This is a genomic window from Halopiger djelfimassiliensis (genome assembly GCF_000455365.1).
Lineage (GTDB): Archaea > Halobacteriota > Halobacteria > Halobacteriales > Natrialbaceae > Halopiger_B > Halopiger_B djelfimassiliensis.
In genome coordinates this window covers 789920-814354 of record NZ_HG315686.1, presented here as the reverse complement: position 1 = coordinate 814354, position 24435 = coordinate 789920, and the positions used below count along the sequence as shown (strand labels likewise).

26 protein-coding genes and 1 pseudogene are annotated in these 24435 nt (G+C 58.3%); 13 read left to right on the top strand and 14 right to left on the bottom strand.

Features of this window, described 5'->3' with window-relative positions; genetic code table 11:
• Window positions 1-20 precede the first annotated feature (20 nt).
• The 11 genes and pseudogenes from tatA to TX80_RS14815 all read right to left on the bottom strand — a co-directional run.
• Window positions 21-188 (bottom strand): annotated as a pseudogene (gene tatA, locus TX80_RS14860) (twin-arginine translocase TatA/TatE family subunit); the annotation flags it as partial.
• Between the two features lie 23 nt (window positions 189-211).
• Window positions 212-643 carry a hypothetical protein gene (locus TX80_RS14855; protein ID WP_049923926.1) on the bottom strand — a complete coding sequence of 144 codons (432 nt, stop codon included), beginning with the start codon at window positions 641-643 and terminating at the stop codon, window positions 212-214.
• Window positions 644-732: 89 nt separating this feature from the next.
• Entirely contained in the window at window positions 733-2523 is a 1791-nt protein-coding gene (locus TX80_RS14850) for a carboxypeptidase regulatory-like domain-containing protein (RefSeq protein ID WP_081661625.1), read from the bottom strand.
• Window positions 2524-2653: 130 nt separating this feature from the next.
• Entirely contained in the window at window positions 2654-3211 is a 558-nt protein-coding gene (locus tag TX80_RS14845; protein WP_049923923.1) for a hypothetical protein, read from the bottom strand.
• Window positions 3212-3320: 109 nt separating this feature from the next.
• A complete protein-coding gene (locus TX80_RS14840) occupies window positions 3321-3506 on the bottom strand; it encodes a hypothetical protein (RefSeq protein WP_049923922.1) in 186 nt (61 codons plus the stop codon).
• 254 nt (window positions 3507-3760) lie between these two features.
• A complete protein-coding gene (locus TX80_RS14835; protein ID WP_154658671.1) occupies window positions 3761-3943 on the bottom strand; it encodes a hypothetical protein in 183 nt (60 codons plus the stop codon).
• An 86-nt stretch (window positions 3944-4029) separates the two neighbouring features.
• Window positions 4030-4182, bottom strand: coding sequence for a hypothetical protein (locus TX80_RS19105; protein ID WP_154658670.1), 153 nt, complete (start codon window positions 4180-4182; stop codon window positions 4030-4032).
• A complete protein-coding gene (locus TX80_RS14830) occupies window positions 4182-4472 on the bottom strand; it encodes a hypothetical protein (RefSeq protein WP_049923920.1) in 291 nt (96 codons plus the stop codon). The genes TX80_RS19105 and TX80_RS14830 overlap by 1 nt, the downstream gene beginning before the upstream one ends.
• A gap of 124 nt (window positions 4473-4596) precedes the next feature.
• Window positions 4597-5046, bottom strand: a complete 450-nt coding sequence (locus TX80_RS14825; protein WP_049923919.1) for a hypothetical protein — start codon at window positions 5044-5046, stop codon at window positions 4597-4599.
• Between the two features lie 15 nt (window positions 5047-5061).
• Entirely contained in the window at window positions 5062-5676 is a 615-nt protein-coding gene (locus TX80_RS14820) for a hypothetical protein (protein ID WP_154658669.1), read from the bottom strand.
• Between the two features lie 774 nt (window positions 5677-6450).
• Complete coding sequence (locus tag TX80_RS14815) at window positions 6451-7482, bottom strand: tyrosine-type recombinase/integrase (protein WP_049923916.1); 1032 nt, start codon at window positions 7480-7482, stop codon at window positions 6451-6453.
• Between the two features lie 321 nt (window positions 7483-7803).
• On the opposite strand from TX80_RS14815, the gene TX80_RS14810 reads away from it, so the two are divergent.
• The 3 genes from TX80_RS14810 (at window position 7804) to TX80_RS14800 (ending at window position 11005) form a co-directional block, all read left to right on the top strand.
• Entirely contained in the window at window positions 7804-8037 is a 234-nt protein-coding gene (locus TX80_RS14810; RefSeq protein WP_049923915.1) for a hypothetical protein, read from the top strand.
• Window positions 8034-8291: a hypothetical protein gene (locus tag TX80_RS14805; RefSeq protein WP_049923913.1), complete on the top strand. Its 258-nt coding sequence runs from the start codon at window positions 8034-8036 to the stop codon at window positions 8289-8291. The genes TX80_RS14810 and TX80_RS14805 overlap by 4 nt, the downstream gene beginning before the upstream one ends.
• A gap of 254 nt (window positions 8292-8545) precedes the next feature.
• Window positions 8546-11005: a hypothetical protein gene (locus TX80_RS14800; protein ID WP_049923911.1), complete on the top strand. Its 2460-nt coding sequence runs from the start codon at window positions 8546-8548 to the stop codon at window positions 11003-11005.
• A gap of 345 nt (window positions 11006-11350) precedes the next feature.
• Here the strand turns inward: TX80_RS14800 and TX80_RS19100 are convergent, their stop codons facing one another.
• A complete protein-coding gene (locus TX80_RS19100; protein WP_154658668.1) occupies window positions 11351-12703 on the bottom strand; it encodes a DUF6414 family protein in 1353 nt (450 codons plus the stop codon).
• Window positions 12704-12705: 2 nt separating this feature from the next.
• A complete protein-coding gene (locus tag TX80_RS18745; RefSeq protein ID WP_081661623.1) occupies window positions 12706-13920 on the bottom strand; it encodes an ATP-binding protein in 1215 nt (404 codons plus the stop codon).
• A 431-nt stretch (window positions 13921-14351) separates the two neighbouring features.
• Between TX80_RS18745 and TX80_RS14775 the strand changes: the two genes are divergently transcribed.
• The 9 genes from TX80_RS14775 to TX80_RS14735 all read left to right on the top strand — a co-directional run bounded on the left by TX80_RS14775 (window position 14352) and on the right by TX80_RS14735 (window position 22533).
• On the top strand, window positions 14352-14744 hold the full coding sequence (locus TX80_RS14775; RefSeq protein WP_049923905.1) for a hypothetical protein: 393 nt from the start codon (window positions 14352-14354) through the stop codon (window positions 14742-14744).
• Window positions 14745-14749: 5 nt separating this feature from the next.
• The gene (locus TX80_RS14770) at window positions 14750-15544 is read left to right on the top strand and encodes a hypothetical protein (RefSeq protein ID WP_049923904.1); all 795 of its coding nucleotides are present in this window, start codon (window positions 14750-14752) and stop codon (window positions 15542-15544) included.
• 84 nt (window positions 15545-15628) lie between these two features.
• Window positions 15629-17452, top strand: a complete 1824-nt coding sequence (locus tag TX80_RS14765) for a hypothetical protein (protein WP_049923903.1) — start codon at window positions 15629-15631, stop codon at window positions 17450-17452.
• Window positions 17452-17736: a hypothetical protein gene (locus TX80_RS14760; protein ID WP_049923902.1), complete on the top strand. Its 285-nt coding sequence runs from the start codon at window positions 17452-17454 to the stop codon at window positions 17734-17736. Before TX80_RS14765 ends, TX80_RS14760 begins: the two co-directional genes overlap by 1 nt.
• 12 nt (window positions 17737-17748) lie before the next feature.
• Entirely contained in the window at window positions 17749-19203 is a 1455-nt protein-coding gene (locus TX80_RS14755) for a hypothetical protein (RefSeq protein WP_049923900.1), read from the top strand.
• Window positions 19200-20312 carry a hypothetical protein gene (locus TX80_RS14750; protein WP_049923898.1) on the top strand — a complete coding sequence of 371 codons (1113 nt, stop codon included), beginning with the start codon at window positions 19200-19202 and terminating at the stop codon, window positions 20310-20312. The genes TX80_RS14755 and TX80_RS14750 overlap by 4 nt, the downstream gene beginning before the upstream one ends.
• Window positions 20273-21220 (top strand): hypothetical protein, encoded by a 948-nt coding sequence (locus TX80_RS14745; RefSeq protein WP_230198744.1) that lies wholly within the window; start codon window positions 20273-20275, stop codon window positions 21218-21220. Before TX80_RS14750 ends, TX80_RS14745 begins: the two co-directional genes overlap by 40 nt.
• A gap of 7 nt (window positions 21221-21227) precedes the next feature.
• Entirely contained in the window at window positions 21228-22142 is a 915-nt protein-coding gene (locus TX80_RS14740) for a hypothetical protein (RefSeq protein WP_049923896.1), read from the top strand.
• 40 nt (window positions 22143-22182) lie between these two features.
• Window positions 22183-22533, top strand: coding sequence for a MarR family transcriptional regulator (locus TX80_RS14735; RefSeq protein WP_049923894.1), 351 nt, complete (start codon window positions 22183-22185; stop codon window positions 22531-22533).
• 73 nt (window positions 22534-22606) lie between these two features.
• Here TX80_RS14735 and TX80_RS14730 read toward each other — a convergent pair whose 3' ends face one another.
• Entirely contained in the window at window positions 22607-22906 is a 300-nt protein-coding gene (locus TX80_RS14730) for a hypothetical protein (protein WP_049923892.1), read from the bottom strand.
• Window positions 22907-23288: 382 nt separating this feature from the next.
• On the opposite strand from TX80_RS14730, the gene TX80_RS14725 reads away from it, so the two are divergent.
• Window positions 23289-23963 (top strand): recombinase family protein, encoded by a 675-nt coding sequence (locus tag TX80_RS14725; protein ID WP_230198743.1) that lies wholly within the window; start codon window positions 23289-23291, stop codon window positions 23961-23963.
• The last annotated feature ends 472 nt before the right edge of the window (window positions 23964-24435 follow it).

Sequence of the window (24435 nt, the reverse complement as noted above, 5' to 3'; positions counted from 1 at the left end):
TGTAGGTCACCATCGTTGGTAAGGTCCGCCTCACTCTCATGCCGGCCCTTGCGGAACTCCCCGATAGCCTCACCCGTCGACCGGGCGAGCTTCGGGATTCGGTTCGCTCCGAACAAGAGGACGACCAGCAGTGCTATTACCAGCACCTCTGGACCCCCGGGGACGGCTATCAGCGGTAGTGCAGTCATAAAATTTCACCGTTTGAACGGTTCTACCCGAAGATATTCTGCTTCACCGCCTCGTTAGGCATCGCCGCGAGGATGGCGAACGCCACGACGATGAGGAGGGAGAAGCCAAGCTCGGTCGTCTGGCCACCGTAATGAACCATCTCACGGACAAGAGGTACAAACGAGTAGCCAAGCGGGAGACCAACAGCGGTCGCCGCCGCGCCCTTCTCCAGCTGGCTCACGTCACCCCGGACATCGTTCGTCGTGAGGCTGACAATCCCTGCGATTACGCAGAAGATGAGGCCCAGACCGAACGTCGCCCCGGCAGCCTCGTAGCTGATGGAGCTGAAGTCGTGGCCGAAGTAACTGATATTTGCTGCTCCGATTGTTAGCGGGAAGCCGATGACGCCACCGGCTACCAGCGCACCCACGTCTTCAAGGTGGGCGTGAGTCATGTCTTTAGCCTTGCTAAGCATACCTGTGAGTAATAACGTGTCTGGCAGACTAAATATCTACCGTCTGACATTAACGCCCTAAAAGAAGACCGCGAACCGCAATACTGCGATTAGTTGAAGCCGTAGTCGTCCCGTCCACCGGATGCGCCGAAGCCGAGCACAGCGAGCGCACCGAGGATGGCGAGAATAACGACGATACCGACACCACCACCAACACCACCGGAGCCGTCGTTAACCGTCTCGACGGTCCAGACCTCGCCGTCCGCCGCGCCGAAGTCAGCGGAGACATTGAGCTGGCTGTCGACCGTAACGTCGTTCGTCAGGTCGTCAGCATAGCTGGAGTGCGACACGGTGGCCGTGTACGTGCCTTCCTTGACGCCCTCGAACGTCACGAGGCCGTCCACGTCGGTTTCAGCCGACTCGCCCGCGAACTCGACGAGTGCGCCCTCGACATCGGCGTCACCGTCCGAGATGTCGAAGGTCACGTCGAACGTCTCGACAACCTCGGACGTGGCCGAGAGGTCGGCGAAGTCCGCGGTAACGTCGAGGTGGTTGTCGACAGTGAGGTCAGCCGTCACATCGTCCGTGTAGTCGGCGTGCGAGACGGTGAGGGAGTAGCTACCCTCTTCAACACCCTCAACGATGGCGTAGCCATCGGCGTCCGTGGTTGCAGTCTGTCCCGCAACGTCTACGGTGGCATCGGCGACCGCGGTGCCGTCATCCTCTGCGTTAACCTCGATGTCGTAGAGGTCGACCGCGCTCAGCGTCTCGGAGACACTCTCCGAGGCACCGGAGACGCTGACCGACCCGGTGGGGTCGGTGTAGCCGTGGGCGTCAACCTCGTACGAGTAGTTACCGTCAGCGAGGTTGGTCGACGCTGCACCAGTCGAGTCAGTGGTCAGCGAGGCAACCTGCGTGCCGTCAGCGTCGTCCGTGACGATGATGTCTGCAGCCTCGATGCCGTTACCATCAGCGTCGCTAAGGTTGAACGAGACTGGGTAGGTCGCTTCCTCGACGGTGATGGAGACAGTGTCCGTGGCGGTCGCACCGTCAGGGTCCGTGACCGTCAGTTCGGCAGTGTAGCTGCCAGTTGCGCTGTACGAGTGGGTCGGCGTCGCACCGGTTGCGTCTTCGACGCCGTCACCGTCGAAGTCCCACGAGTACGACAGCGTGTCACCGTCCGGGTCGGACGAGTTACTACCGTCGAACGAGATGGACTCGCCGACTTCCGCGGTCGTCGGGGACGCCGTAGCGTCCGCCGTCGGCACGCTGTTAGCCTCATTCAGCGAGACCGTCGTGGTAGTCGTCTCGCCCTGGTTAACCGTCAGCGACGAGGCACCACCATCCTGGTAGCCGTCAGCGGTCACCTCCACGTCGTAGGTGCCCGTTTCAATCTCCGAGAAGTTAGCGAGGCCAGTCGAGTCGGACGTGGTCGTCTGAATGACCTCGCCCGTCTCAGGGTCGACGGCGTCAACCGTTGCGCCCTCGATGCCGTCAAGCGTGTCAGCGTCCTCAACGAGCACTTCGAGCGTACCGAATTTCGGTTCGTTAACCACCCAGGTAGAGCCTCCGTGGTGCTCAACCGTCGTCGTGTAGTGTTCGACAACCTCGAACGTCGGCGACTCAGTGAGGTCGCTGGCCGCCTCCACGTAGTAACCCGTGCCAGCGGCAACCTCGACCGTCGCCGAGCCACCAGCCGCGATATTCACGGAGGTAACCTGTGTCCCCGTGTCATCGTAGACATTGAAGTCTTGCCCTGAGTCGCCCTTGTTGACGATTTCGACTGTACCATTACCGTCACTTGCCGCAGCTGTTCCGGCGAACGCCGTGAAGGCCGAGCCCATGAGAGCTACGGCCATCAGGACGGCCAGTACCTGGCTGCGATTGATTCTGCTAAGCATACGTCTGAGTAATAGGATATGATTGCAAGACTATATATCTGCTGTCTGACATTATGGCCCGATTCAGCCAGTCGCTGAGCAAGAAGTCGGCCTGCGAGTAGTATCACCCGCAGCGAAGACAAGTCGCGCTCTACACCGCCGTCTCGCTCGCCTCGGTGGTTGTTTGCCGTTCGCCAAGCACGGCGCGCAGGCAACCAGCCGGGAGAAGGTAGTCGCGCGACACCTTCTCCTTATCGTGAGACCCTTCCTCGTACGGCTCGGCGAGAGCGTCCGCTTCGTCAGCGTCGATGCACTTGGTGACCCAGCCATTGTAGCTCGCCGGGCCGCCGATGCGGTCCATCTCGACCATCAGGTAAGCGTCCGCCTCACACTCTTCGCGCCGGCGGCGGATGAGGAGGTCGGGGCCGCGGTAATCCCACAGCTTGCGGAATTTGACCTCGACCCGATAGCCATCGACGATGAGGTCGTAGGCATCGGTCTCGGAGTCAGGGACATGGCGGACATCGAACCCTTCGGATTCGAGCCACTCGACCGCGAAGTGTTCAGAAAGTCGGGCGAGGAACACGTCTAACTCCCACTCTTCAGGAGAGCGCATCCCGCCGTCCGGGTCGTACTCGTGAGGGCAATTCTCAACCCAATCAAGGGCGTCAGCGTACTGCTCGGGGCTTGGCGTCAGGACTTTCGCCATAGTATCATGTTGTTGTCAATTTCTAAAGGTGTATCCCCGCCCAGGGTGGAGGGTGGCTCAGGTGGAGGAGCGGGGTGGAGGGCGTTGGTAAGACAGAATGGTAGCGGGCTTACTCAGCGTCGGCGATAATGGCGGCCCGCTCGCGGGAGAGGTTGCGCACGTGGTCCGTGGCCGCCTCGACCACCGCTTGCGTCTCAACCGGGCCGCGGTCGGGGTCTCGCACGAACTCGGCTGCGACGAGGAAGTGTCCGGTCAGCTGGGCGTCGATGTCGCGGGTATCAGGTTGGTTACCCATACAGATTTGTGCGGGTCGTTCCCGTTTAAGCGTAATTCTATTTCTGAAATGACATGATAAGCGACAACACGGGCGGTGGAGGCATCCCCCGCCGGTGCCATCGGCGAAAGCCCAGAACTGACTAGCATTACGCAACCGATTCGAGTGCCGTCTCCGGCAGGGCCGCCCCGAAGGGGCGACACTCTACAGTAAATGCTCCAAGGTTATTAGTATGTCGTCGAACTGATAGAAAGTGTAGCGGCTGTCTGCCCCGGTCAGGCGAACTTCGGCTCGTCAGCGTGGTAGTTGTGACGACCCGTCCGATACCACCAGAAGTCGTAAGCGGTCACGAACTCGCCGTCTCGAAGCTTCTCGCGGATGTCATTCACCGCCTCTGTGTACGGGTCGTCGAACGTCTCGCAGCCGAGCGGCTGCCAGCCATCCGGTAGCTCGCGCACGGCGTCTCCGCAACCCGCACATTGGACGACGAGCTTGTCCTCGTCAATGTACGAGCGGCGGGACCCACACGAGCCGCACCCGCGAGTCACCGCTGACCACCGGCGAACGCCTGCGGGTTAGCTCGAAACTCATCGAGTCGCTCCCGGATGCGGGCGGCCTCATCCTCGTCACCACGCCGCTCGACCGCCGCGAGGTCCTCAAAGAGGTCTCGCTGGACGAGTTGTAGCGCGGTATCCATTATAGCTCACCCGCCGCACGGGCGAATTCCAGGGCAGTCTCAAGGCGGGCTCGCGGGATACCATCCTCGACGAGGAGGTCGACGACCTCACTCGTGGGCAGCCCGCCCTCGCTGTTCTGGCGGCGCGAGTAGTGCTCGTCGCGGGTCGTGTACCGGAGGACGCCATCGTGCGGGATGGCCTTACTGGCGGTCAATTCGCCGTCCTCGACGGAGAGTGTCCAATCCCACTCGCCGCGGTCGATGAGTACGTGCTTGTCTGCTTGGTCAGTCTGGAGGGCTGTTGACTCCATGTCAGATATGATGGGGTTATACCCCTATTAGTGTGTTTGTAGATGGATGGATTAACTCATGTATTAGATGTAGAAAATAAGGCAGCGGCTAGATTGGGATTAAATCGGCGGAAGAACAACCGGATTACTTGACCCACAGGTGGGCTTCGGGGTCTGGGTTGTCTCCGAACGCCTTCAAGAAACTCACACCCGCTTTGTACGACTCGCGGGCATCCTCTTCGGTGAAGTCGATGTAACTTTCCCCACTGTACCAGTACTGAGCGTCGACCCCAGCAGCCGGCGTCTCTCGGTCTGGGACGAGTGACCCCTCTTTGGAGAGCCTGTAGGGCTGATGGTTCCTGTTCCCGCCGCCACACTCAAAGTGGACGCAATACCCGTGAAACGTCATTTCGGCATTGAACTCGTCCGAGTAGTACGAGTGACGGGGATGGCCGGGCCCGAAGTCGAACTCCTCCAACTCGAACGTACCCACAGTGGCAGGGAGTGCCTCTACAGGGTCGTCGAATCCTCCACCATCATCTTCGGTATCCTCACCGGCGGAGGTCTCAAACTCTTGGAGTTGTGTTTGCGTCATTGTGGTCTCACCTGATTACTCGTCGTCGCTGTCGGCGGCGGTGTACTCCTCGAACCACTCGCGGACCTCCTCCCGCTCGCCATCGCGGAGTGTGAGAATGTCTGCGTAGTTCACACCACCGAGCTTCCAGTCGACCGCGCTACCCCAGCCGCCCTTGTTATCGACCACGCCAGCTTCTTCGAGTTGCTCACGGATGCCGTCACGCTCGGCGAGCGTGTCTCGGTCGGGCACGATTTCGGACACCATTGCCGCAGCATCCTCTCCGTATACGCCTGCCGGGTTGTCGCTCTTCGCACGCCGCGCCCGCTGTTCGTTGCTGAGATGGAGGATTCCATCTACCCACTCGACAAGGTCTTCTGCGCGCTCTTCGCGCTCATCCTGCATCGATTCGAGCTTCTCTTCGAGCCGGTCGATGCGCTCCTCCCGTTCCTCGATTTCACGGTAGAGGGAGTCGATTTCCGCTCGCTCCTCTTCGACTTGTTCTTGGATGCGTTCCTCGGCCGTCTTCTGCCCGGCCGTCATCCGCTCGCGGAGTGCTTCGTTAACCACCGCGCTCTTATTATCAAGGCCGTCAAGCCACTCTTCCACTTCGGGGTCGATGCTTGCGCTGATTCGCTCTTTCGATGCCATACACCCTCAGTCGGCCCCCTCTCCTATTAGTATTATGCTGATAGGAAAGTATTAATCTCGGCTTCCGTCCCGTGGTTTTCCTATATAGGAATACGGTCAGGAACAGAGCTAAAGCGTATCGTGCGAGTGTGTACCTGTATGGCTACTGATAGCCCTGACACCGAAGCACCGAACACCGAAGACGGGTGGACCCTCGACATCCCACGAGCCGTAACCACCAGTATGCCCGGTGGGAGTACGAGAAGTACAAGTGGCGGAAGTACGGCTACTACTAACCCACCTCTCTCCTCCAGAGTATTACGTAATAATCCAGAGTATTAATCATACTCTCGAATTTCGGGTTAACAAGTAGCGCAGGTTCGGGCCACCGAAGAGGGTCTTGAGGGCCCAGAGTATGAAGTATTACGATTGAATAATAATCATACACTTGGTAGGGGCGTCAAGCTAATCGCAAGACAGCGGGCAAGAGTATGATTAATACTTTAAAGTATTATTATTACTTTGAGTTCCGAGTAGGGACCTCCGTACCGTCTTTGTGGTAGTAGTAGTTGTAGTTGTAGTTGTAGTAGTGGTAGTGGTAGGGGAGTGGGGTGGGGGCTCTCCGGGTACGGCACTCGCCGCCCTTCTGCGGCCACCGAGAGGCCTACGGCCTCTCTTAGTGTGTGCCACACCACCGAGGAGACCTACTGGCGTTCGGGTGTGGTTGTGGGCCGACATCCTAAGTATCTATCGTCTGTCACGACGGAATCGACAGACGGGATGGCCTCGACGGGGTTATAGGTTGTCAAGGTAGTCCCGGCGTTGCTCCATCTTCTCCTTGTTGGTTAGTTGCGAGTAGTGTTCTTCCAAGACCTCGGCACTGGCGTTCGCTCGGTCGCTGACCACCTGTATCGGCACTTCTTCGCGGAGAGCGTGGGTAATCCCTCCCCGCCGCACGGGGTGCGGGCTGACCGATGCGGGGCAGCTCGATGATTGGCTCCGGTCGACGGCTGGCCCGCACTCGTCCGGGTCGCGGTCGTCAGGGCAATCTCCCCACTGACACGGTCGAGTAGCGGCGTACACCCATGTTTGGATGGTCTGGACGTGAGGGCGGCCTTGCGGCGTGGTGATGAGCGGGTTACGCCCGTGGTCATCGGTTACGTCGTGCCGGTGCTGGTTGAGGTAGTCGTTGAGGATGGTGCAGGTCCCTGTGTCGAGAGCGACGTGTCTCTCGCCCGCCTCCTTGTTCTTGATGGGCGTGTCGCTCTCTGGTCGGTGGACTACCTCGACGTATTCCTCGTCGGGGTGGTAGTCGTCGAGGTCGAGGGCGCGGATGGCTCCTCGACGCATCCATGTGCGCCACGCCAGCCGCAGCACTACGTGCTGTTCGCTGGCGTACTGGTATCGCCGGTGCCAGTCGAGGGCGGCTTCAGCAGTCTCTGTGTCGAGCATCTCGTCTCGGCTGTTCTCGCCGTTGGTAAGATTCGGGCTGACGATGCTCTCGCTGAGGTCGTTGGTAACTGCGTCGACGGACTCGCACCATCGGATGAATACTCGCAGGGTGTCCAGCTGGGTCTTCAAGGTAACTCGGTTGATGCCAAAGTCGCTCCGCCAGACCTTGTAGCGTTGCAGGTCGCGGCCTGTGAGGTCATTGAGGTTGTCGATGTCCTCTGCCTCGCACCAGTCGAGGAAGTGGCCCAGTCGGCTTCTATGGGAGCGCAGGGTGGCTTCTGAGGCTCCATCTGTCTGCCGGTCGGCGATGTATAGTTCGAGTGCTTCACTGGGGTCGAGGGGCTCTAATTGCCCGTTGGGGTTGGTTCCTGACATTCTTGCCTCGTTCGCGCTTCGTGTCAGGAATCGTGGACTGCCTCTTGGCTCGAATCCCCTTTTGGCCGCCGTTTTGCGCGGAACGGCGCGAGAGCGCCGCACGCCCCGGAAAAGGGCGAGTCGCGGGTTCAAATCCTGCAGCGCCCACTCACTTCCCGCTCGTTCTACGACCAACCCCGAACAGTTCGTAGAGACGTCAGTGACCACGAAAACCAGAGAATACGTTTCCGAAAAGAGGCCGGTAAAATCTGATACCAAGTCGCGACAACCGGCGGCCCCGCGCTGTCCTGCGAATCTCAAAACCAATGGGGGCGGTCCGAGATGAGCCGCTCGAGCCCGTCGGCCGGCTGGAAATCGATATACGACGAGATGGACGTCCCCGCCGAAACCCACACCGGCGGCGGGGATGACGACCTGGAGCCCATCCTCGAGGACGACGATGTCCTCGATCTCGAGTGTCGCTGCCACGAGATCGACGCGCCAGTACCCTGCTGGCCGTGCATCCGCGACGGCCGCAAGCCGCTCTCGGCCGCTCCTCGAGGTGATGACCGATGAGTACCTCGAGCTACAGCGGTCTGAGCGCTCCGAACGTCGTGCGGCAGCTTGACGGCCGCCCGACGATCGACGACCTCGAGCACGAACACGAGAAGGATGATGAGCCCCTGACTGGCGCGATCGCTGACGTCCGGCCGGACGCGCTCCGCTGCTGCTACTGTGGTCGGCCGGTCGACTACGCCCGGTCGGGCGGCTATCGGTGCCAAACTCACGGCGATCTCGATGCAACCGAAGTAGCACAGCCCTCCGAGTAACCCCATTCCCCTCCCACAAAATCCGGAAGGGAATAAGATAATCGCAAGACGGCACAAGGATGGACCACGCCATTCCCTCCATTCCCCCGAGTCTGACGGAAGCTCTCTATGGGGAGTTGGCTGTCTATCTAATCCCTACTCACAGAATGAAGGGAATGGAGGGAATAAGTGGGGTAACCCCATCCGCCGTGCTGCGGTTTTCCTATTCCCTTCTGACTCTGTGGTAAAGGGAACAAAGAGAATACAGACTACAAATGTCAGAATCAACGGACCCAACGGACGACGAAGAGCTTACCAATAAGCGCAAAGCCCGCCAAAAGAGCCGGAATCGGTCACGGGAGGCACGCTCCAGCTCGATTTTCGATAGCGACGAGGGTTACCTCTCCGCAGCCGGCCAGTTGGCCGTCGAAGCCGGGCGTTATGGCTACCGGTCAACGTATCAACGAAACGGGGAAGAGTACTCAGAATGGAACGAGATCACCAACTGGGTCGCCGAGACCAAGGCCTTAGTCCAACCCGACGACGGACAGCCGCTAATCCGGCTTCAAATCCATCCCGCCGAATCCGTCGATGCAGACTCCTTCGAGACCGAAATCCCAGTCTCAGCTTTCAACGAGCCTCGTGAATTTCGGGAGGAAATCTTATCTGAGCGGCTCTGGACGAGATTCACTCCAGGTGCGGCAAACCGGTCAAACGGTGAGGTTTTAGCAGATATTCGGTCGACGATTAATCAGCAGGACTATTCGGACTATAGAGGCGTTGAACACGTCGGATATCACAACACGGAGTACGTACTCCCAGGGGGTACTCTCGGGCCAAAGGGCTGGCTCGAGGATCCTGATCGAGCCGCGTGGGCACCGACGGGTGACTCAGGGCTCTGGACGGCCGTCGACATCGAACCCGGAGACGGCTACAACCCAAATGAGATGCCTGATATCTGTGAGACCTTGTCAGATATCCGCTGTATCGACGAACTCGTCCCGGTGCTGGGGTGGATGCATGCCGCGGCCATCCGACCCTTAGTGATGGAGATCGCGGGCGAGTATCCTATCCTATCGATTAGCGGCACGACTGGAACTGGCAAAACATCGACGCTAGAAGCGCTCTACGAATTGTTCGGCCTGCGCGGAGAACCGTTCGGAGCAACAGACACGAACTTCACGACCCAGAAGAAACTGTCGTCGAGTAACGCGGTCCCGGTGTGGCTAGACGAGTACAAACCGTCGCAGATCGCGGACCACAAGGTCGACCGGTTGCACGAGCAACTTCGGCACGCGACGAAAGGCAAAACCGTCACAAAAGGAACAGCCAACCTCGAGTCGGTGAAATACCGAATCGGGGCACCCATAATCCTCTCTGGTGAGCAAGAGGTCCAAGAGTCAGCCGTCCGCCGGCGCTCGGTCCTGGTGAACTTCACCACCGGCTCAACAGCGGACGAGTATCGCGACGCCTACAATCGGCTGCGGGACCACGAATTGTCCCAGTACGCGATCGCCTATTACCAATGGCTCACTGGGCAAATAACTCCCAGCAAAATCCGAGAGGCCTGGGCCAAAGCTGACGATTTCATCGACGAAGCAATCACAGCAGATATCGGCGAATCGGAGCGGAACGGGCTGAGAACAGTCTGTGTCGGGATGAAGCTGTATCAGTCATTTGCGGCTGATATGGGGGTCGATTCCGACGAACTGCCTACTGCCGAAGATCTCATCGCCGGGCTCGAGCACGTCGTCGAACGGATCGGCCCGGACGGTCACCGCCGGGAGCACGTCGACGACTACGTCGAACTGGTAACTGCGGCCGCCCAGGACGACTACCTAAGCGAGGGTGAGCACTACAGAGTCGTGAACAGCCGAAAATGGGGTACAGAGTGCTTAGCGCTCCATATGCCAAGCGCTTACCCGTCCGTCCGGAGGTACATCCAAGATTTCAATCTCGATGAGACGGTCCTCAGCAAGCGGGATTACCTCGATAATTTCCGTGACAAGATGGGAGAAAACGAGGGCTACGTACTGGATGTCAACCGCAAAACCAACGGGCTCGAGAACGGATCAAAAGCCGTATATCTCGACATTCGGTCGGCCGACGACCTACTCCAAGGATTCCAAGCGGCTGCGTTCATCGACATCGACGACTCCGAGACCAACGACGGCGAAGAGGCCGACACTAACGCCGCCGAGCCGAGTCAGACGCCGATCACGGATATACTCGAGGAGACCGCAACAGCAACTATCCCGAAGCCCGTCCAAGGGACGGTCTCTGAGTCGGGCGTCTCCGGGATCGGCGACGGCACTAAGATCCAGCTTGTCGCGGGCTTCGACGTCGTCGACGTGATTGACTGGGACGGCGACCACGATCTCGAGCAGTACGTCGGCAAGACAATCCAGATTGTGCGGGCTCAGGCCGGCGAGTACGACGGCACCAAGCAGATTGAGCTTATCCCCGAGTCCGAGATCAAAGTCGTTGAGGAGCCGACTGAGGGCGGTCAGACGGGGCTCGATGATGCGGCCGACGACGGCGACGAGCCGACGCAAGCGGAGCGGATCGACGACGTCCGGACGGCGGTGAGCGAGATGGCTCCGGTCAGCGACGGCGCACTCGCCGCAGCGCTCTCGGACGACTACGCACCAGACAAGGTTCAGGCGACGCTCGAGAAGCTTGCCGAGCAGGGCGATATCCATGACCCTGACGGGGACGGCTGGAGGCCGACGTAACGATGTCCAGCAATCCCGCCCGCTACGACAACCGGAGCGACCCCCACTGGTTCCGGGCCCACCAGCGGGAGCTGTCGAAGCTCCCGGATCCGAGCTGTCGGTGGCGGTGGTCGGAGGTAGCCGTTGGTAAGCCCCTCCTCGAGCAGGCTAAACGCCGGGGCGTGATCCGGCCAGTAGGCGGCGGTAAGCGGCTCTGGCGTACGGATAAGGCTGCGTGGGATATGCTTCGACTGGTTACCGACGAGGACAGCGCAGAAATGAATCATCAAGCGACGATAGAGATTTACCAATAGGTTCACGTGTGCGAACCCCTCTGGTTCGGGTATCCGATATTACTGGATATGATTACCAATAAATCGCGGTGAAGCTCACTTCCAAATACCACTCGTCATCTTCTTCTGATGAATTGAGATCATCAAAGTCGGAAGCCAGAATCTCGTCGATAAGATCACCACGTTCTGAACGGCTCATTTCAAAAGTGTACCCACGATCATCAATCTCCTCCTGGAGTTGATCCAGCGCCTCTTCGATACCTTCGAGTCGAGTCGTTGTTTTCCCAGTGTCTTGTAGAGTTGTTTCTACTACGTTGTCGACGGAGCTCTGCTCAATATCGAGGTCGGCTTTATCCTGCAAATCTTCGATAAACTTCTCTAACCGAGGCCGTAGTTGGATCTGACTCTGTTGCTTATCGCTTTGATCTGAATCCGGAATCTCAAACGCTTCCGGAAGATCGTGAACTGAGTTGCCAAGGTCCGAGTCAATAGAACTGATTACGGATGCCAGCTTAATCGGCATCCATTCATCCATAACTTCGTCATGTTCTAATCGACAGTAGACGCTGTACTCGTCATCTTCAAATAAAAATCGTGTTTCTTCTTGCCAGAACTTTTCAGAATTAACGAAACCTACTATATTTAGTCGATCATATTCAATATTATGCTCTAACGCGTATTCTTTAGAGACGATTTTCGCCGTGTTATCTTCAACTACGACACCATAGTTCTTTACTTCACCCACAATAGGAACCAATCCTGCCAGCAGATGTTCCACTAGCTCGGAAAACGCATTTAGAATTTCAATTGAAAAGTCTTCATTCTCTAATTCATCAACAAATTGTGAGCCCTCGGGAAAAACGTCGTACATCTCCGCAATTGACCCAACTGCCGTGTAAAAATTGTAGACCTTATGTGATCCAAGGTCTACATTTATTTCTGCTAAGTTACCGCGATTAAATTCAGTTTCATGTAGGGCGTTTTTATTGCTTTCGCCCGGAATTATATAATTCCAAATTTTCTTCGGTATTGGTCTGCTTTCCTCATATTCATCGGCTATCACCATGTCATCTGCACGCATATCGTATAGTTCCTTGAAATTTGATTGAATCACATAGCGATGAGTTGCTTGAGTCTGTCTCTCTTTTGTAGCGCCCACATTCGCCCCCAGCGATGAAGATTTGTCACCCAATTTTCCTGTGATGCTTCCTGAGATCTGTCGACGTTTTACTGTACTTTTTTGTTCGGTGATTCCTCCGGTCGTTGATGCGATCAGACTGATCACCGAGGTCTCGTCCAAGTAAACGAATTCTCGATGTGTAGGTACAGATACATAACCTAATTTAGTTTTAATCCAATCAATCCCACGCAGGGGAAGTCTTACCGTCGCTAATCCGACTCGTTTGATTTTACTCCAAACACCCATATTTATATACCCCCTTCAGTTGTTTCCTCTTGTTGAACCCTCTCGTGTGCTTTTAGCAGATGGGAGTGTCGTATCTCATCGTATTCCTCATTCACGCAGAGAACTCCCGCCTCATTTAACAACTTACGCAGTTTTGCTCCAGTCCAGCCTTCAGTTCGAGATATAACCTGATTTATATTATCTTCAGACACACTCTCCGAGATTTTATATTCCTCCTGGAGGGATTCGAAGATCTGTCTTCTTTGCTCAGAGTCGGGTTCCGGGAAATGAACCTCCCAATCAAACCGGCCTGAGCGGCGCAAAGCTTCATCTATTTCGTCAATCTGGTTCGTTGCGGCGATGACAAACACATTTTCACGCGCTCTGTCAAACCCATCAATAATTGATAGCAATTGGGCAACAATTCTCTGGCTGAAGTCTCTCGTTTCACTGTCTCCACGATCCCCAGCAATACTATCAATTTCGTCAAAGAAGATAATAGAGGGGCTCTCATCTGCTGCATCGTCGAAAATATCGCGTATCAGTTTCTCTGTGTCTCCAATACCTTTGCTTACAATTTCTGGTCCCCGAATTCGATAGAACTGCGCTTCGAGGGAATCAGAGAGAATCTGAGCGAAGTGGGTCTTCCCTGTCCCAGGCGGACCATAGAATAGAGCACCCATCCGAGGTTCTGTACCTATTTCTCGAAGCGCTTCGGCGTCCTCTAAGAATAGCTCCACTCGTTCACGGAACTGATTTTGCTGTATCGTCATGCCACCAAAATCACTGAATGAGAGAATATCTTCGTCGTCTTTATCTTCGGGTTTATCTTTTTTGAATGACCTAATCAAGGAATCATTGTCTCTCTCAAATATGGAAAGGGAAGGATCTACATCCGGAAATACATCCGAAACTATTCCTGTGTCACTAATCTCGACAGCATCCCCTCTCTTCACCGAGATGTCATTTGGATTCCAAACACTTTGGGTGACACCACTAATCTCAACGAGTACAGAGTCTCCCAAATCCTTCTTTACAGTCCCAAATTCGTTTCGTGTTGATGGAGCCGAGTTAGCCATCCCCTCAAAACGCAAACTCTCAGAGTCAATTTTCACTGAATCGCCTTCATTTAATGCAGTGCTTGCAGATATTTGAAAAATACTCCCGTTAGAAACTTTCACAGTGTATTGTCCATTCCCTAAATTCTCCCAGACAGTGGCGTGGACAAGAGCACTCATTGAATATTTATATTGACTCGTACTTCTAGCATATCAATATTGTCATTCGCATAAGGATACCCAATGTCAAATAAAGGAACGAATCTATTGAAATGCAACAAAGTTACCAATGCTTTTGAAATCACCAACCAGCTATTCAAATGCCTACATCGGTCGATCCAGAATATGGATCAACTTGGAAACAATGGCCGGCTCATCGCCATGGACCGGCGCAAAGTCACCGTGACAGCATCTAACTCGGCGTTAGTCTCAATCCCTGGGGCAACTGAGACGCCGATTACCAACGACGACGGGATCACAGCGGCTGTCTCAGTCCACGATCAGGGTGAGGAGATAATCGTCCAGGCACGAATTCGTAAGCCGTCGGACGATTAAATGTGATTAGATAATTTGCCCCGTTAAGGGCTTGAGACATCTATTATTGCGTGCATATGGCACGCAACCAGATCGATACACCCGACCTGGCGGCGCTCGTAGCGCTGCCAATCGCGGCCGGTATGGTACTCGGCGTCTGGAGCCTGTCTCTGGACGTCTTCGGTGGATTCGATTTCAGCCAGGCGCTCGTAACCTTCGGCGGCGCGGAGATCACACTCCCGTTCATCGCCGTGATTGCGAGCATCGCTGCGCTCGTCATCCAGGGCCAGGTTTCACGCGGAGACTATCAGGATGAAGAGTGGTACGTGATCGCCGGCAGTATGGCGGTTGTCCCGCTGTACGTGTTCGTTCCGGCCGTTAACGAACTCGTCGGGATGGCTGACGCGATCCCGCTTGTGCTCTGGCTCGCAATCAGCGGCGCGGCGGTCTACATCTCGTACAAGGGGTGACTCAGATGATCGACAAGCAACGGCTTACAGCCGCGCTCGCAGCCCTTGTCGTCGTACTTACGGCGATCGCTGGGCCGGCAGCAGCAGCCGACTCGACGGTCTTCCCAACCGGCGACACCAACGGACTCGTCGTCGAAGTCTCGTGGGATAGCGCTAACGTCGCCAGCGGCGACACGGCGACGCTCAACATCGAAGACGTAACAGCGGGCACTACGGCGGACACCGCGACGGTCACCGTCCGTAACGCCAGCGGTACTGATACGTACTGGCTCCCGATGAGCGAGTACCAGATCCCGACCTCGAGCGACGCGACGACCGAGGTCGACGTCGTTCTCGCCGACTCAACGCTCGGCTCCGTCGGGCTGCTCCGGCAAACCGAGGGAGAGATGGGCTCTCAGACGCTTGAGGTCGGCTCCGATGAGGGAGTGAGCGCTAACATCAGTATCATCGACTCGATCCCGGCTGACTCCCAGCCGATCGACATCACCGTCACCACCTACGACGACGGGACCGCGCTCGGCTCAACGACAGTCGCGGTCGACAATAGCTCGGCGTCCTACGCGGAGCTAAACTCGAGTGAGCTCGGGCTCTCTTCGACGACGAACGCGACGGTCGTTCTCACCGACGCGACGGGCCCGAACGGTGGCACCGACTATGGCGCGATCGCCAGCTACTCCGTGAGTACGTTCAGCGACACTGGCGGCGGTGGCGGCGGGAGTGGGTCTGGCGACTCAACGACGATGATGTACGTGCTCGCAGCGGCCGCTGTCGGCGGCGCGCTGCTGCTAATGCGCGAGTAACCACCACCTCACCAATTTATGACACACTCAGACACTACTGACGGAACGGATAGTTACCAACCAGCGCTAACACGGCGCGGGCTAATGCGGACGACAGCAGGAACCCTCGCCGTTGGTGCGGCCGGTATCGGGACGCAAACCCGGCCAGCAGCGGCCTACACTTTCACCACGCCAGCCATCCCGGCTCGAGAGATCGCGGCCGCTGTCACCGGATTCGTGTTTGGTGATAGCGATGACGACGTGACTCCCGAAGAAGTCAATGAGACAGCTGTCCAACAGTCAACCTGGGAAATCGCCACCTCCGTCTCGAAAGGCCGCGATACCTTCGTTGAGGAAATCAAGCACGAGTACGGGATCGGCGAGTCAGTCGACACGCTACAGACGTCGCACGGCGCTGCGATGTGGTCAGCGGTCGAGACGAGTATCGCACGCTCGCGGATCGATGACGACAGCGAGACAGCTGCTGAGACAGACGCTCGCGCGGCTCTCAACCAGTACGCCGCAACGAGCACTTGGAATAACATCGACCGCTGGAATAGCTTTTGGACGGCCGTCTCGTCGGCTGTTGGTAAGTCGATTACTGGTGAGGGCGTGGTTACGCCGGCTAACGGCTCGTTCACCGCGCTCGAGGATTCGAGTCAGTCGGCGATCGACACCGCCGAGGTTGAGCCGATCGTCGAAGCCAACGGCAAGACGTACGTCTGGGCGGACTATCTTGATGGCCCTAACGTCGATCTGCCGTCGTGGCTGGATCTGACGGCCGTCGCCAACGATGATGACTCTGTTGAAGCGAGCGACCTCTACGTCACCAGGTACGTCGTCGACGGCTCGGTCGTCGATATTCTCGACCCAGCGACGAGCGGAAAGATCAACGCCGTACACCCGGACTACGGAACGAAAACGCTCGCCGACGCGGGTCTGTATGCGACGCTCGTCGACACGACACGGACACTCCGTAACGATCTGTCGGCGGATCTCGCAACGACAGTCTCAGCGATTTACCAACAATTCGATATTGGCGAGAAATCGCCAAGCGACATCATCTCGGCGCAGGGGATGCTCCAAGAGTTCGACGCCGGCGACGGCGAGCTCTCCGAACAGTCGGCTGTCGCCGCGCTCGTCGCCCGTGGATATGCGCTCCCGTCAGATCTCGAGACGCCCGTCACCGTCAATCATCCGGACTTAGAGGGCGAGACGACGGGCTGGCTGTTCGTCGACACCAGCTCCAAGCTTGTGCTCACGTCTGGGTCGACCGTCTCCTCGAGCGACTACGAGATGGCGTATATCGTCTTCGAGAGCAAGGTTGACGGGAGCACGCAGACCCAGATGCTCTCTGGTGAGAACGACCTCGAGATTGTCGAGTACACCGGCGGCGATAGCTACGCTCTTGAGTACGAATTTGAGAGGACCGATGCGTCTAACGACTTCGTGTATATCCTCGAAGACCACGAGCTACTCGGCCCCGACTCGGACGCCGCCGTCTACGTCACCGGTGAGAACGGATCCCGCGCCTTCGACTACAGTAATCTGAACACGGATCCAGGTACGACACCGAGCGGGGCAGACGCGGTTTACAGCTTTTCGACGAAAAGCGACACCATCGGAGCTGTCGAGCAGGTTGAGGTTCTCGAGGGACTCGTGATCGAGTCTCGGTCGACGAGCTACGTCTCGGACCCCACCAACCCGACCGAGACCAACACTCGAGTCGATCGGATGCTCGAGGCGTGGCGAGAGATTCGTGAGCAACTCGACACCCTCGGAGGCGGCGGTGGTTCCGGTGAGGACATACTCGGAGCCGGCACGCTCGCCCTGATCGCCGGCGGACTCGGTGCGATCTGGATCCTCTTCGGCGGAGGTGGGGGTGGCGGAGTCGACGTCGACCTCTCCGGCTTTGGGGGTGGTAACTGATGCTGGGAGCACTTCTCGGCGCAAAGGCGGCATCAGGCCCTCTCAAACGCCTACTCGCGCTCATCGTGATCGGTGTGCTTGGCGTGTGGTTCGTTCCCGACCTACTCGGTGGTCTCGGCGGTCTATTCGGCGATATCGGCGGTACGGTCGCCGACTGGTTCATCGGGTTCGAGAAGTGGCTCTTCGACTTTTGGGTCGACCTTGGAACGGGTCTCGTCGATGGGATCGTCGACGCGGTCGTCGGAGGGATTTCCGGCTTTGTCGACGCGATCAACCCCTTCTAACACTCCAAAACTATGCTTTCAGACAAAACCAAGCGGCACGCGGCTGCAGCGTTGGTAATCCTCCTTATCGGGACGCTTACCCTGGGGGTTGTGACGACGCCAGCGGCCGCACAAACGACCACGCCGGAGAATAGCACTGTTACTAACGATACTGATACCGATCGCTCGCTCATTTACCAGTTCGACGACAGCGACGCCGAATTGCGCTCCGTTACCTACGACAACGGGACAGCCTTCGTGACGCTGGGGATCCCGGAGGGCGGCAGCCCTGAGACGCTCTCGGTCGCTGATGCGGGACTCGAGGAAAGCGGGAGCTTCAGCTATCAGACCATCCGGGTGATTCCCGGCGAAGAGGTCACAGTCGAGATCCCGGTCCGGTCCCCGGAGATTACTGTGACGACGAGCTCCGATGGTTACTATCACCAGGGGGACATCGGCGTCTCGGTCGTCGATCAGCCGACTGACCAACTAATCCAGATCGGCGCGCTGTCCGGTGTGATCGGTTCGATAATCGCGCTCGGGATTGTAATCGGCCAACTCCGCCGGCGGCATTCCAATACCTACGAGGAGTTGTATAGCGACCGCAGAGTCAAGATCGAGGAGGATCCGGTCGAAGGGATCTACGAGTGGCTGCTGCGAGCGCTCAAGAACACAGCCGAGAGTAAGCTGCGTATCGCTCTCGTCGGTGCTCTCGTGCTCGTGCTCGTAGGAATGGCCGCTGGCACCGTCCCAACACCGGGCGAGATTTGGGATGGTCTCAGTGACTCTCAGCGCCTCCTAGTTGCTGGGTCGCTCGGCGCATCTATAGTCGCTCTTGGACCCGTCTATTTGCTCGTTAAGCGGATCTGGAACCCCGACCGGGAGTTTGTCCTCGATCTCGACTCGAAGGATGTCTACCGGGCTGCAGACGGCGATAAGTCCGGATCGATCGCCACCTACAGCGCGCCACCGGAGCGAATCGACGATCTCGATGTCGACGGTGCAATGACAACGCTGTCGACGCCCGGCGGCCGATGTCACCTCGTTCGCGGATTCGACGCTGAGGCTAATGAGGCCGAAGGTAATCCGCCGTATCTCCACGACGACCGCGAGGTGAGCATTGAAGCTGATCGCATTGAGGCCAATCGGCAGAAGCTCACGGATCTGGCGCAGATTGGTCGCGACCTGATCGCGAGTATGTCGACGTTCCGAGTCGTCGCTGACGCCAACGCTGTGCGGGATATCGACGCCTCGATCCGCGACTCACTCTCGGCCGGCGGTGACTCTCTCGAGCAGGTGCTCGTCGACGCCGTCGAGGGCACGCGCTACGAAGGGACGTATCAGCCGGATAAGCCCGAGAGCGACGCCGAGGAACCGGATCCTTCGGACTCGAACCCCACCCCTGACGCCGATAATACCGGATCCTCCGGGGCCGATGTGACGGCCGACGCCGACGGTGGCGGATCAACGGAGGAATCGGCCGTATGAGCGAGGGCTACAAGGCGGCCGAGCTCGCCGACCAGCTACGCGACGGCGACGTCGAGGCTAACCTCGAGAGCGTGCTGTCGGACGACCCTGGAATCGGCGACGTCCTACTCGCGTGCGAGCGAGCCGATCTCGACAAGGAGAGTCCGCTGTACGATATGCTCGCGCGGCAGACGGCGACCGACGCGCTCCGCGACGCGCGCCGGAGTGGCGATGTCGCGACGATGAACGCCGCAACCGGGCTGTCGGAGTCCCGTGTTGAAGCGACGGGCTACGATATGCTCGTCTCAGCGCTCAAGCCGGCCGCTCAACAGCTCCTAATCAAGGGCCCCAAGGGGAGCGGCAAGACGACCAAAGCGCTCGATCTCGCGCGTCACCTACACGCCGAGTTTGGCGGCGAGCTCTCGGTGCTTACCAATATCCGGGGGCCCGACGAGCACGACGACGTCGAGTATGCCGACACACTCTCCGGGATGCTCGAGTGGGTCCGCGACACGGACGGGGAGAAATTGGTAATCGGCGACGAGTGGTCGTCGACGGTCAACGCTCACGCTCACGGCGGCGGGGAGGTCCGAGCGAGCTTCAGCCGGTTCATCAACGCGCTCCGCAAGGGGGAGGGCGGCTCTACTCGCCTAATCGTGATCGGGCACGAGCACGACACGGACATCGCCGCGATCGTCCGCAATCAGTCGGATGTCGTCCTCGAGGCGGACGGCAAGGTCGACGAGGGCTTGATCGACTGTGCGACCGTCTACGAGGGCTGGACGGACTACCAGCGCGGCGAGCCCTGGATCAAAATCCGAGGGATGCGCGACGTACCGGAGTCGTCCGCGTGGGGTGCTGATACCAACTACTTCGCGACGTTCGAGCTCGATCTCGACTACCCCGCGAAGCAGATCCGGAAGGGGAAGCTCATCGAGGACTGGGAGCAGTACCAGGATGACGAGGACGCCGATGACGCCGGAAACTCGGCCAAGGATTACCGGAGCTGCCGGGGCGAGAAAACCGACGGTACAGACTGCGGAGCGACTGTTAAGCACGAGTCCGGATACTGTCACGCCCATCGGTCACAGTGGGACGGCGAGCCGGATCCGCGACTCAAGGAGGACTGATTACCAATATGGCAAGCATACAGACTAAGACGATCAACGGATACGGGCCGTACAGCTATCGAGTTGCCTACGACGGCGACGAACAGCATTGGGAGTATCTCGGCAAAGCCGGCGAGGTCGACGCTACCAACGACGACGGCGAGCCCGACCTCGAGGACCTGGATCCAGCCGAAGCCGGGCAAATGATGGCGCGCGGAGAGATCGGTTCCGAGCCGGTCGAGGACGTCGCCGAGGACGGCGGGTATAGCGCTCGAGACGTTGAGTCCGTCGAGTTTGGCGACCGCGAGTCGGCTAACGCTGTCCGCGACGAGATCCCAGACGAACACCTCGCCGAGTCGGACGATCGGCGGACTAAGACGATCGAGCTCTCGCCGGAGGCTACTCGAGCGACCCGGACGCGCGTCACCGGCGAGGCGGCCGACTCTCGAGCCTATCTCGCGGACCAACACGGACAGGCAGAGCTCACAGACGCCGAAAAGAGGAGATTAGACTTCACTCGCACCAACGTGATGCACGCCCGGAGCGCCAAGGCGATCCTCCAGGGCGAGGGCGTCGACGACTGGACGGCGCACTATGATCCGGAGCTCACAGTCGACGAGCACCGGGGCGTCGCGGAGCGCGCTCGGCGCGACGATCGCGGCCAGCGAATGGACCACGAGGAGCGAGAGGGCGCGCAAGCCAAGCGGCACGCAGACGCCTACAACAAGGCACAGAGCCAACTTGAGAAGCGCGCCCGCGAAGCCTGTGAGGAAGGCCACGACGAAGCCTGTGACGAACTCCGAGATCTCGGTTGGTCCGACGAGGAGATCGAGCAACTCGAGCACTACAGCCGCGACGCCGAGGACTTTGCTCGGAATATGAATGACGAACGCAAAGATGCGGGCGTGAGCCCCGCAGCGGGCGACTAACGAGCAGATGACGAGTATCCAAACCAAGCGGATCAACGGTGCGGGGCCGTACGCTTACCGAGTCACCTACGATGGCGGTGAGCACCACTGGGAGTATCTCGGCCCGGCTGGAGACGTCGACGTCGGTAACATCGATGTCGAGGAGCCAGCAGCCGACCCCCAGCCGGTCGACGTTGGTAAGCTCACAGTCGCGGATATGCCGCCCGCTCCGGACGAGATTCCACCGATTGAAGATCTCTCAGTCGACGAGTTGGTAACTCTCTCGCGGCTGATGGCTAAGAGCGATCGCGACGAGTGGGACGACGATCACGATCTCCTCGAGCGCGCTATCCACGAGCGGATCCGAGAGGAGGTCGACGTCGACGATCTCGAGCCGGCCGTGCGGCACCACGTCGACCGGATGGACCGCGATCGTGAGCTCTCACTGCGGGCGTCTCGAGCCGATATCTCGCTCGCTCCCGATGAGGCACTACGGGGCGTCGCGACCGATCCAGAGATCCGGCCGGGAGATATCGAGAGTTGGGACGAGGACGAGGACCTCCTGGCCGAGGATCTGGCGCGGGAGATTGACCGCGACGCGCTCAAGGAGCGGATCCGGGACGCCGAGGAGGCCGGAGTCCTCGATCCCGACCCCCAGGGTGAGCGTCCCGAGGACGCAGATGAGCCGGCTCTCGTCGACGATCGTGACCGGCAGGGCCAGCTTGACGTCGGTGACGCGGCCGCCAGGACATCCGACCGCCTGGGGCAGAGCACGCAAGGTGCGTCTGAGCGCTTTGCCGACGACCGTGACGATCGCCACGCCGAGGAGGAGCCGGAGTACCAAGACGCCAAGCTCACGACAGAGACGGAAGAGATAGACGGTCAGCAATCGCTCAACGGCGGAGAGGCGTCTGTCGATAAAGAGCCTGAGTGGCAGGACTAGCGTGGGGTTGATGTATTGACCGACGAATAGATCGGTAACGATGCCGGAGGATCCGTTCCCGGTTAAGCCAGATACGAACAAGTACCAGGCGCTCAGTTTTCTGGTCACGCACCGTGAGTACGGATTCACCCCCGACGTGATCGCAGAGCAGACCGAGATCAGCGAGTCGAGCGCGTCGAACACGATGGAACGCCTCTTCGAGAAAGAGCTCGTCGAACGGTCGGACAGTGCCTACTACGTTGACCCAGATCGAGCAGATAAGCTAAAGCGCCGGCTCGAATCGCTCGATTCAGCCGTTCAACTCTTCGAATCCGCGCCCAGCGACGACGCTTACGCCAAGGAAGGGTGGGAAGACGAACTTCCGAGTATCGACACAACCGAGAATTGGTAAGCTCACTCCAAACTAGGGGTGGGGTGATTTCCTGTTGACTCCTTGAGAAGCTCACTCCAAACTAGGGGTGGGGTCACTCAACCGTTACCAATTCGGGAGTTGGAGCGCTCCGACGGAGATGGATCTCGGTATCAGGGTCGCACTCCGGAATGACAACGACCGGGTTCGTTGGTAAATCCCCGACTGAGACACTCTCGATCTCGATTGAGAATATCTCGTCGAATACTGTTACCAACTTGAGCCGCTGGATATCTGAGAGATCTCCCTCGAGTCCGTCGGCCGCAAGTGACCGATCGTCGCTAAGGTGGTTATATCGGCCGTTTCGGAGTCTCTCAAGTGCTTCCACGTCCGGTTCGTTAGTCCGATCGGTCATATGTTCCGACATACATTATCCCTCTAATCCGTGGCCCATAAAATGCCGTATAGCCAGGATATCAGGCCTGAATCTACCAATCAACGAATTCACGAGTCGCCTACTCAACGACTCGTTGATTCGGCGAGTGACCCACTACACGACTAACCCACTCACCGATTCAACGACTCACCAATCTGTTGGTAATCTAATCGACCCCCGCGACATCCGTCTCGATTACCAACGAACCAGCCGAGACTCGGATCCGCCCGTTGGTAAGTATTGCCTCTCCCACGCGCGCGCATAGCCGGGAGATACCCCCTCCCCCACCGACCGTATCTTGTCGAACCCCCAGCGGGAACGAACGTATTTGCACAGACTGTGCGTAAGGGCGGCTCTTCATATGCCCACCTACCTGCGCGTCTATCGTACGATGATCGGCGTATATCTCCGCGTGAGCACCGAGGACCAGTCCGTCGACCGGCAACGAGAAACGACCACTACGTACGTGACAGACACGCTTGAGCGTCCGCTCAACGAGACCGTAGCTTGGACAGACAAGAGCACCGGCACGGACACCGAGCGGAGCGGCTACCAGGATATGATCGATGCCCTCGAGGACCTTGATGCGGTCGTCTGTAAGTCCGTGAGCCGTATCTCACGTTCGATTAGGGATCTGGATCGGACGGTTGAGCGCTTCGAGAGCGCGGGAACGGAGCTGCATATCATCGACGAGGGCCTGCAGATCCGGCCGGACGACGATGACCCCTTTCAGCGCGCTGTCCTGCAACTACTCGGCGTATTCGCGGAGCTTGAAGCCAATATGGCCCAGCAGCGGACGAAGGAGGGGATCGCGGCCCGAATGAACAACGAAGAGTATCACCACGGACCCGCGCCGCTCGGCTTCGCAAAAGACGATGGCCGGCTCGTAGAGTCCGACGACTACGATCGCGTCACCACAGTCCTCGAGATGGTCTCAAAGGGTGAGATGTCAAAGCGTCAAGCGGCGAGAGAATTGGATACGAGTCGGAGAACAATCGGGAGAGCGCTCGATCGCGGAGAATTATACGGATTATGAGCTTAGTAGAGTCCGCTATCCTGTTGCATCTACTCTATCTCGTCGGCGCGATAGCGGAATTGTACCGGCTTAGGGCTAATTACCGTCGTCGTTGAGTGATTCTGCCGTCCTTCGCGCTCCTTCTTCGGGAGTTACATCGAGAGTATCTGCGTCCGCTGCATCATACTCCCCCTCAAGATACGCTAATCCGTTATCAGTAACGCTGTATACTCCATTTCCGTGAGCCTCAAGCAGTCCGCGGTCAGCCAGTTTACGGCAGCGACGGCTCACAGTTGCCTTACTCACGCGAATCAAAGGATGATCAACGATATCCCCGACCGCCGTAGGCCCTTCGCGAGCTAATAACTCGAGGATACGATCGTCCCAGATCGTTTGCCAGTCCGCGCTCCGTCTCACTACCCTAGCTTGTCCGACGAGGATTATAAGAGTATGGTAGATTCGGACCCGAATACTGAATCCAATATAGCGTTAC